Source organism: Streptomyces sp. NPDC046859 (assembly GCF_040645135.1).
Classification (GTDB): domain Bacteria; phylum Actinomycetota; class Actinomycetes; order Streptomycetales; family Streptomycetaceae; genus Streptomyces.
Genome location: NZ_JBEYXR010000002.1, coordinates 445,342 through 454,545, shown reverse-complemented (window position 1 = coordinate 454,545; position 9,204 = coordinate 445,342). Strand labels below are relative to the sequence as shown.

Below are 9,204 nucleotides of genomic sequence, written 5' to 3'. Positions count from 1 at the left end.
TGTGTTAAGCACGCCGCCAGCGTTCGTCCTGAGCCAGGATCAAACTCTCCGTGAATGTTTACCCGTGATCGGGTGCAACACCACGAGAGCGGAACGGTCAGGCGGAATAAGCCCGACCGTTCACAGCGTCCTCGCTGTGTTATTTCAAAGGAACCTCGCCCCGACCGAACCGGCCGGAGACGGGGTATCAACATATCTGGCGTTGACTTTTGGCACGCTGTTGAGTTCTCAAGGAACGGACGCTTCCTTTGTACTCACCCTCTCGGGCTTTCCTCCGGGCGCTTCCCTTCGGTGTTCCAAACTCTATCAGTGTTTTTCCGTCCCCCTGACCACCGTTCCGCAGGCACGCAGAAGGGGATCCGAAGATAGGATCTGACAAGTTTGGATGCTGCCGGGCCACGACGCACCGGCGTCGCTTACCCCCAAGCAGGAGTACGACTGTACACGCGGCCGACGAGCGGGGGCAAATCGGTTTGCTGTATGGTCTAGACCACTCTGAAGTGCTCACGCGGAATCGGCACTTCACGTGACATACCCTGCTCAACAGTGTGCCGTCCCGCACAGGCAGAGACGGCCCTATCGATCTCCACCCCTGGGAGGCTTCCCATGACCACCGTGACGTCCCCGCTCGCCGGACGCGCCGTCGGACTGGCGTCCGTACCGGATCCGGTCTTCTCCGGGGCCATGGTCGGCCCGGGTACCGCGATCGACCCCGTCCGTGAGCCCTCCGAGGCCGTGTCCCCGGTGGACGGAGTCGTCGTCTCCCTTCATCCGCACGCTTTCGTCGTCGTCGACGACGAGGGGCACGGCGTTCTCACCCACCTGGGCATCGACACCGTGCAGCTGAACGGTGAGGGCTTCGAGCTGCTGGTGAGCAAGGGCGACACCGTGACGCGTGGCCAGGCCGTCGTCCGCTGGGACCCCTCCGCGGTCGAGGCGGCAGGCAAGTCCCCGGTGTGCCCGGTCGTGGCGCTGGAGGCCACGGCCGAGGCACTGTCCGAGCTCCGTGAGAGCGGCGAAGTGAAGGCCGGCGACAGTCTCTTCGTCTGGAAGTGACTTCATCGCCGTCATACGGCGGCGCACAGGTAGCGATCACAACCACCGCGGCGGCGGGGCCCGCCGCGTCAACGGAGACGGGTGAGATGGAGACAACGCTGCGAGGCGTCGGCGTGAGCCACGGTGTGGCGATCGGCGAGGTACGGCACATGGGAACGGCGGTCCTGGAACCGCCGGCCAAGCAGATCCCGGCGGAGGACGCCGAGCGTGAGCAGGGGCGCGCTCGCAAGGCCGTGGAGGCGGTGGCCGCCGATCTGATGGCACGCGGCAACCTGGCGGGCGGCGAGGCCCAGGCGGTTCTCGAGGCGCAGGCCATGATGGCCCAGGACCCCGAGCTGATGGCCGACGTGGACCGTCGTATCGCCGTCGGCAGCACGGCCGAGCGTGCCGTGTACGACGCGTTCGCCTCGTACCGCGAGTTGCTGGCCGGTGCCGGTGAGTACCTGGCGGGACGTGTGGCGGACCTCGATGACGTGCGGAACCGTATCGTCGCGCGGCTGCTGGGTGTCCCGATGCCGGGTGTCCCGGACAGCGACGAGCCGTATGTGCTGGTGGCCCGGGATCTCGCTCCGGCCGACACGGCGCTGCTGGACCCGACGCTCGTCCTCGGGTTCGTGACCGAGGAGGGCGGGCCGACCAGCCACAGCGCGATTCTGGCGCGGGCGCTCGGTGTACCCGCCGTGGTCGCGCTCCCCGGCGCCGGTGAGCTGGCCGAGGGCACGGTCGTCGCGGTGGACGGCAGCACCGGCGACGTCTTCGTGGACCCGAGCGCGCAGAAGCGGGCCGAGCTGGAGGCCGCGGCCGCCGAGCGCAAGGCCGCGCTGGCGGCTTCGACCGGGCCGGGCGCCACCGCGGACGGGCACAAGGTGCCGCTGCTGGCCAACGTCGGCGGACCGTCCGACGTGCCGGCGGCCGTGGAGGCCGGCGCGGAGGGTGTGGGTCTGTTCCGCACCGAGTTCCTCTTCCTCGACGACGGCAAGCGGGCGCCGTCCGAGGAGAAGCAGGTCGCGGCTTACCGCCAGGTGCTGGAGGCCTTCCCCGAGGGACGGGTCGTCGTGCGTGTCCTGGACGCGGGCGCGGACAAGCCGCTGGACTTCCTGACGCCGGCCGACGAGCCCAACCCCGCGCTGGGTGTGCGTGGGCTGCGGGCACTGCTGGACCACCCGGACGTGCTGCGGACGCAGCTGACGGCGCTGGCCAAGGCTGCCGAGGGCCTGCCGATGCACCTCGAGGTCATGGCCCCCATGGTTGCGGACCGTGCCGACGCCAAGGCGTTCGCGGACGCGTGCCGTGAGGCGGGGCTGCGGGCCAAGTTCGGCGCGATGGTCGAGATCCCGTCGGCCGCGCTGCGGGCCCGGTCCATCCTGCAGGAGGTCGAGTTCCTGTCGCTCGGGACGAACGACCTCGCGCAGTACACGTTCGCCGCGGACCGTCAGGTGGGTGCGGTGTCCCGCCTTCAGGACCCGTGGCAGCCCGCGCTGCTCGACCTGGTCGCGCTGTCCGCCGAGGCGGCGAAGGCCGAGGGCAAGAGCTGTGGTGTGTGCGGTGAGGCGGCGTCGGATCCGCTGCTTGCGTGTGTGCTGACCGGCCTGGGGGTCACCTCCCTGTCGATGGGGTCGGCGTCGATCCCGTACGTCCGGGCGACGCTGGCGAAGTACACGCTGGCCCAGTGCGAGCGTGCGGCGGTGGCGGCGCGTGCGGCGGACAGCGCCGAGGAGGCGCGGAACGCCGCTCAGGCTGTGCTGTCGGGCGAGTAGCCGGCCGCGGTCGGCAGTGTGGCGGGGCGCTCCACCTGCGGGTGGGGCGCCCCTTTCGCGTCAGTGCCGGTGTGCCGGTGGTGCCCCGCCGTCGCCGAGGTCGGGGGGCGCGCAGTAGTCGACGTCGGATTCCGGCGAGATGAGGTCTCCGGATTCCACGTCGGTGCAGTAGGCGTCGAAGACTTCGCTGGCGGTGAGAGGGACGAGGCCGTCGCCCTGGTCGGCGCGCAGGCGCCAGCCGTAGATGCGGTCGGTGGTGCCTGGGGCGCTGGTGCGCATGACGAGCCCGCCGGGGCTGCGGGTGGCGAGACCGAGGGCGAGGACGGTGGTGAACTCCAGCAGTTCGCCCTCGTCCAGGTGATGGGTGCCGTCGGGCTGCCGGTCGGCGTGGAGGACGGCGAGAAGGGTCTCCGGGGTGCCCGTCACGCTGCACACGAGGTGGCCGTCGCCGGGTGGCGCGGTGTCGAGGATGCGGGTGACGAGGTGGGAGGCGCGGGTGAAGGTCGCGCGGCCGATGTCCTCGCCGCAGGTGACGCACGGGCCGAGGCGCGCCAGGAGGGTCGCAGCGTACTCCCAGGTGGCCTGTCGGACGGCCTCGTCGACGAGGACCGGGACCAGCTCCGTGAGGGGGCGGCCGTCGTAGGGGACGGTGGGGCCCGTCGTCGCGAGTTCGGCGGTGAAGCGGGTGCGGCTGGCCGGGGTGTCGGGTTCGAGGCCGGTGCCGGCGCAGAAGGTGGCGTAGTCCTCCGGGTCGAAGAGGGCGATCGTGGTGTGGCTGCCCTGGGCCGCGCGGATCCGGAGGAGGGCCTCGACCTGTTCGAGGTAGGTCGTGTGGTCGTGGAAGGTGAAGCTGCGGTACCGGCGCATGGCCCGGAAGTCGTGTTCGTCGGTGAGCAGGCCGATCGTGCCGGCGATCTCGCGGCGCAGGACGTGGCGCATGGTGCGGCGGTCGGTGTCCGTCATCGTTCCCCCTGTGAGCAGTCGGCGCGGTCGAGCGGCTGGGCCGTCGGTGCGCCGAAGCCGTCGATCAATGCTCACTCACAGTAACCGGCGCCACTGACAACGGGCCCGGGCCGGGCCCCGGACTCCCCCGGTGTGCGGCGAGTCCGGGGTCCCGGGGCTGGTCAGGCGCGCTTGCGGGCCAGGTCCTCGTAGAAGTGGAGGAGGTCGAGGTTGTCGATGGAGCCCGGGTTGACCGCCTTGTCGAGCGGGGTGCCCTGCAGGAGGCGTTTGACCGGGACCTCGATGCGCTTGCCGGTGAGGGTGTGGGGGACGCCGGGGACCTCGATGATCTCGTCCGGGATGTGGCGCGGCGAGAGCTGTTCGCGGATGGTCTGCTTGATGCGGCCGAGCAGGGTGTCGTCGAGGACGGCGCCGGGCGCCAGGTGGACGAACAGGGGCATCCAGTAGCCGCCGTCGGGCTGCTCGATACCGATGACCAGGGATTCCTTGATCTCGGGCAGGCGCTCCACCGCCTCGTAGATGTCGGCGGATCCCATGCGGACGCCTTGGCGGTTGAGGGTCGAGTCGGAGCGGCCGTGGATGACGACGGAGCCGCGTGAGGTGACGGTGATCCAGTCGCCGTGGCGCCATACGCCGGGGTAGGTGTCGAAGTAGCTGTCGTGGTACCGGGTGCCGTCCGGGTCGTTCCAGAAGTGGACCGGCATGGACGGCATGGGGTTGGTGACGACGAGCTCGCCGACCTCGTCGACGAGGGGGTTGCCGCTGGGGTCCCAGGACTGCAGGTCGGTGCCGAGGCCGGGCGCCTGGAGCTCGCCGATGTGGACGGGCAGGGTGGGGACGGCCCCGGCGAAGCAGGAGCACACGTCCGTGCCGCCGCTGACGGAGGCGATCCACAGGTCGTCGCGGACCTCGTCGTGGAGCCAGCGGAAGCCGTCGGGCGGGAGGGGTGAGCCGGTGGTGGCGACGCACTTGACCTTCGAGAGGTCGAAGTCCCGGGCCGGGTGGACGCCGGCCTTGCGGCAGGCCATGACGTAGGCGGCCGAGGTGCCGTAGAGGGTGGCTCCGGTGTGTTCGGCGATCCGCCACTGGGCGCCCGTGTCCGGGTAGCCGGGGCTGCCGTCGTAGAGGACGACCGTGGTGCCGGTGAGGAGGCCGGAGACGAGGAAGTTCCACATCATCCAGCCCGTCGAGGTGTACCAGAAGAACCGGTCGTCGGGGCCGAGGTCGCAGTGCAGGCCGAGTTGCTTGAGGTGCTCGACGAGGATGCCGCCCTGGGACTGGACGATCGCCTTGGGCAGGCCGGTGGTGCCGGAGGAGTAGAGCACCCACAGGGGGTGGTCGAAGGGCACCTGCTCGAAGACGGGTTCCTGGTCGGCGGCGGTGAGGGCCGACCAGTCGAGGGCGCCCTCGGGTGCGTCCGTGCCGAGGAGCGGGATGTGCACCACCGCGCGCAGGGTGGGCAGTTCGCGGCGCAGTTCGGCGACGACGGCGCGGCGGTCGTGCTCCTTGCCGCCGTAGCGGTAGCCGTCGACGGTGAACAGGACGACCGGTTCGATCTGCTGGAAGCGGTCGAGGACGCTGCGGGCGCCGAAGTCGGGGGCGCACGAGGTCCAGACCCCGCCGACGGCGGCCGTGGCCAGGAGGGCGACGACGGCCTGCGGGATGTTCGGGAGGTAGCCGCTGACGCGGTCGCCGGGGCGTACGCCGAGGGCGCGCAGTTCGGCGGCGAGGGAGCCGACCTGGCGGCGGAGCTCGGACCAGGTGACGGGCTGAGGTTCGTGGGTCTCGTCGACGTGCAGGAGGGCGGGTTCGTCGGCCCGGGTCGCGGCGGCGCGCAGGGCGTGTTCCGCGTAGTTCAGGGTCGCGCCGGGGAACCACTGGGCGCCGGGCATCGAGCGATCGCCCAGTACGCGCGTGCCGGGGCTCGTGAAGCGGACGTCGAACCACTCCGTCACGGCTTTCCAGAAGGTCTCCAGCTCCTCGACCGACCAGCGGTGCAGTGCTGCGTAGCCCCCCTCGGCCGGGGCGCCGTGGTGCTCGGCGGCCCAGGTCTGGAACCTGGTGATCTGGGCGTCGGCGATGCGCTGCGGATCTGGCTGCCAGAGCGGCTGGAGGTTCTCGATCGTCATGGGGTGGCTCCCGGACTCTGCGCGTCGTGTGCGTCGGCCGCGCACGGCGGGGGTGTGCGCGTGACGCGGATGACACGGACGATGCCATGTGATCGACTTCGGCACCAGGGTGCGCCCCACATAGTCCGTGTCGTGAAGATGTGGTCCAGGCACGAGTGAACGGCAGTTGAACGACCCCCCGCGCGTGGGGCCCTCAATGGCAGGCTGAGCAGTATGAACGGTCGTGACCTGGTGCGTTCGGTGAAGGCGGTAGGCGCTGCGGGGACCGCCCATGCCGTGCGCACCATGAGGGCCGCGTGGCGTACGCGGCGTGCCGATGCCGCCGGGTTGCCGCCGAGAGGTCCCGAGCGCGCCCGGGTGCCGGGCACCGTGCAGGAGGTGCGGCCCGGCCCGGGGGGCGGGATCATCCGGTTCAGCCGCTCCGAGCTGCGTGTGATCGTCGCGGTGAACGGGGCTGTCTTCTGGGGGTGGGACGGGGCTTCCCCGGAGCCGTCGTACGCGCTCGGGGCGTCTCCTGAGCCGGACGCCCGGGCGGTGCTGGAGCCGGACACGGAGGGCGGCTGGCGGGTGGTGGCCGAGCGCGTGACGGTGGTGATCTCGCGGCACGGTGCCGTGGAGGTGCAGACGCCCGGCGGGGTGCTGGTGCGCCGGGATCAGCCGCCGCGGTGGTGGGAGCCGGTCGGGGGTGGGGTGGCGCGGTGGATGCAGCGGTCGGAGGTCGCCGCGGACGCCCGGTTCTTCGGGCTGGGTGGGCGGGCGTCGGGCCCTCGGTTGAGGGGTGGCACGTACCGGTTGTGGAACACGGACCCGGGCCGTGCGTTCGGGCCCGCCGACGATCCGCTGTACATCACGATGCCGGTGCAGGTGGTGGTGGCGGACGCCGCGACGCATCTGGTGTTCCACGACACGTCGTGGGACGGCACGGTGACGCTGCGCGAGGGCGAGGAGGGCGCCGGCTCCGGGCACGACCGGCCGGGCGCGAGTGAGCTGCGGATGCAGGGCGGGCCGGTGCGGTGCTGGGTGATGGTGGGCACTCCCGCGCGCGTGCTGCTCGTCTGGGCCTCGCTCACCGGTGCGCCCACGGCGCCCCCTTCGTGGGCTCTGGGGCACCATCACGCGCGGTGGGGCTTCGGCGGCGCGCAGGGGGTACGCCGGATCGTGTCGGGCTACGTGGAGCGGGGCCTGCCGCTGGACGCGGTCCATCTGGACATCGACCACTACGACGCGCACCGGGTGTTCTCGGTCGACGGGGAGGCGTTCGGGAAGCTGCCGGAGCTCGCCGAGGAACTGCGCGGGGACGGTGTGCACCTGGTGTCGGTCGTGGACCCGGCGGTCGGTGCGGAGCCCGGCCACGCCGTGTACGACGGCGGGAGCGACGAGGACGTGTTCGTGCGGGACGCCGCGGGCCGTGTGGTGCGCGGGGTCGCCTGGCCGGGCGAGGTGGTGTTCCCGGACTTCACGCACGCGCGTGTGCGTCGGTGGTGGGGCGCGCTGTACGAGGAGCGGCTCGGGCAGGGCTTCGCCGGGTTCTGGCACGACATGAACGAGCCGACCTCGTTCGCGGCGTTCGGGGAGTCGACGCTGCCCCGGTCGGCCCGGCACGCGCTGGAGGGCCGGGGCGGGGACCACCGGGAGGCGCACAACGTGTACGGCCTGAACATGGCCAGGGCCGGCTTCGAGGGGCTGCGGGATCTGTCTCCCGGGCAGCGGCCCTTCGTGTTCTCGCGGTCGGGCTGGGCGGGGATGCAGCGCTACGGAGGAGCGTGGTCCGGGGATGTGGCCACGGGGTGGCCCGGGTTGCGCGCGTCGCTGTCGCTGGTCATGGGGCTCGGTCTGTGCGGGGTGCCCTTCTCGGGGCCGGATGTGGGCGGCTTCGACGGTTCCCCGTCTCCGGAGTTGTATCTGCGCTGGTTCCAGATGGCCGCCTATCTGCCGCTGTTCCGCACCCACGCGAGTCTGCGGGCGGGACGCAGGGAGCCGTGGGAGTTCGGCCCCTTGGTGCTGGAGCACGCGCGCGTGGCGCTCGTCGAGCGTCGCCGGCTGCTGCCGTACTTCGTGACGCTTGCGCATCTGGCCGGGCGCACGGGCGCGCCCTATGTCCGTCCGCTGTGGTGGTCGGCGCCCGACGACCGGCGGCTGCGTGACTGTGAGGACGCATTCCTGCTCGGTGACTGTCTGCTGGTCGCGCCGGTGCTGGAGCGGGGCGTCGAGCGGCGTGCGGTGCGGCTGCCGAGGGGACGCTGGTACGACACGGCGACGGAGCGGGCGTACGAGGGGCCCGGAGAGGTGTTCGTCGACGCGCCGCTGTCACGGATCCCGGTGCTGGCGCGTTCGGGCGCCGTCGTCCCCGTGCGGGGGGACGACGGCGGGCTGGAGCTGGAGGTCTGGGCTCCCGCCCCCGGGCGCACCGGGGGCGGGCTGGTGGTGCCGGATCCGGGCGACGGCTGGGAGGAGCCGGTGTTCGAGCGCTACGTCACCCGCTGGGAGGGCGAGAAGCTGGTCGTCGAGCTGGAGCACGAGGACGGCACGATCGCGTCGCCCCGTCCGGTGCGGGTGCGGGGGCTCGGCACACGCCGGGCTCAGATGTAGCGGCCCTCGAAGAACGCCTGGACGGCCAGCGTGTGCAGGGGGAAGGCGAGCTCCTCCGGCCTGCGCAGGAGCTGCCATCCCTCGGTCTCGTCGGTCGCGGCGGAGGCCGGCAGGCGGTCGGCGGGGCGCTCGGGGAGCAGGCCGAAGAGCAGCAGATGCCCGTCGGGCGAGCTCATCGCGTCGACGAGGCGCACGTCGCGTGCGGCGGCGTCGAGGCCGGTCTCCTCCTTGAGTTCGCGGACGACGGCCTGGCGCCAGTCCTCCCGGTCGTCGATGTAGCCGCCGGGCAGGGCGACGCCTCCGCGCGCGGGGGCGATGCTCCGGGTGATGACGACCAGGGCGGTTCCCTTGGTGTCGTACACGGGCTGGAGCGCGATGGCCACGGGCAGCGGGTTGCGGTAGGCCACGGTGCCGCATGCGGGGCAGGTGCGCGGCCAGCCGGAGACGCCCTCTCCGTAGGGCGCGCCGCAGCTCGAACAGTGGGAGTTCGCTGCGGAGTTGGGGTCGGAGTGCTGAGATTCGGACACGCGCGGACTGTATCCGATCACTTCAAGGGCGTCTTGCGGGGGCTGCTCCGAGACTCCGCGGGCGGGAGATCAGGGGCGCGCGAGGGCCGGAACGGTGCCCTCCGCCGGCGGCCCGGCGCCGAGTCCCCTGCCGTTCGGCGGCTGCCTCTGGCACACTTCTGACGTTCCGTCAGATACGGCTGC

The 9,204-nt window shown here is 71.8% G+C and carries 6 protein-coding genes; 3 read left to right on the top strand and 3 right to left on the bottom strand.

Annotated features, from left to right (window positions below; translation table 11 throughout):
* Positions 1-606 precede the first annotated feature (606 nt).
* Together ABZ899_RS04460 and ptsP are read left to right on the top strand one after the other, a co-directional pair.
* The gene (locus tag ABZ899_RS04460) at positions 607-1,056 is read left to right on the top strand and encodes a PTS glucose transporter subunit IIA (RefSeq protein WP_361340539.1); all 450 of its coding nucleotides are present in this window, start codon (positions 607-609) and stop codon (positions 1,054-1,056) included.
* 86 nt (positions 1,057-1,142) lie between these two features.
* Positions 1,143-2,813, top strand: a complete 1,671-nt coding sequence (gene ptsP / locus ABZ899_RS04455) for a phosphoenolpyruvate--protein phosphotransferase (RefSeq protein ID WP_361340536.1) — start codon at positions 1,143-1,145, stop codon at positions 2,811-2,813.
* A gap of 60 nt (positions 2,814-2,873) precedes the next feature.
* On the opposite strand, the gene ABZ899_RS04450 is transcribed toward ptsP, so the two are convergent.
* A complete protein-coding gene (locus ABZ899_RS04450) occupies positions 2,874-3,776 on the bottom strand; it encodes a hypothetical protein (RefSeq protein ID WP_361340534.1) in 903 nt (300 codons plus the stop codon).
* Positions 3,777-3,937: 161 nt separating this feature from the next.
* The gene (locus tag ABZ899_RS04445; protein WP_361340532.1) at positions 3,938-5,905 is read right to left on the bottom strand and encodes an acetoacetate--CoA ligase; all 1,968 of its coding nucleotides are present in this window, start codon (positions 5,903-5,905) and stop codon (positions 3,938-3,940) included.
* Positions 5,906-6,118: 213 nt separating this feature from the next.
* Between ABZ899_RS04445 and ABZ899_RS04440 the strand changes: the two genes are divergently transcribed.
* A complete protein-coding gene (locus ABZ899_RS04440; RefSeq protein WP_361340530.1) occupies positions 6,119-8,494 on the top strand; it encodes a TIM-barrel domain-containing protein in 2,376 nt (791 codons plus the stop codon).
* Here ABZ899_RS04440 and ABZ899_RS04435 read toward each other — a convergent pair.
* Positions 8,485-9,021 (bottom strand): NUDIX domain-containing protein, encoded by a 537-nt coding sequence (locus tag ABZ899_RS04435; protein WP_361340527.1) that lies wholly within the window; start codon positions 9,019-9,021, stop codon positions 8,485-8,487. The genes ABZ899_RS04440 and ABZ899_RS04435 overlap by 10 nt on opposite strands.
* Between the last annotated feature and the right edge of the window lie 183 nt (positions 9,022-9,204).

Coding starts and splice junctions, on each gene's coding strand:
- ABZ899_RS04460 (WP_361340539.1), top strand. CDS start 607: ATGACCACCGTGACGTCCCCGCTCGCCGGACGCGCCGTCGGACTGGCG.
- ptsP (WP_361340536.1), top strand. CDS start 1,143: ATGGAGACAACGCTGCGAGGCGTCGGCGTGAGCCACGGTGTGGCGATC.
- ABZ899_RS04450 (WP_361340534.1), bottom strand. CDS start 3,776: ATGACGGACACCGACCGCCGCACCATGCGCCACGTCCTGCGCCGCGAG.
- ABZ899_RS04445 (WP_361340532.1), bottom strand. CDS start 5,905: ATGACGATCGAGAACCTCCAGCCGCTCTGGCAGCCAGATCCGCAGCGC.
- ABZ899_RS04440 (WP_361340530.1), top strand. CDS start 6,119: ATGAACGGTCGTGACCTGGTGCGTTCGGTGAAGGCGGTAGGCGCTGCG.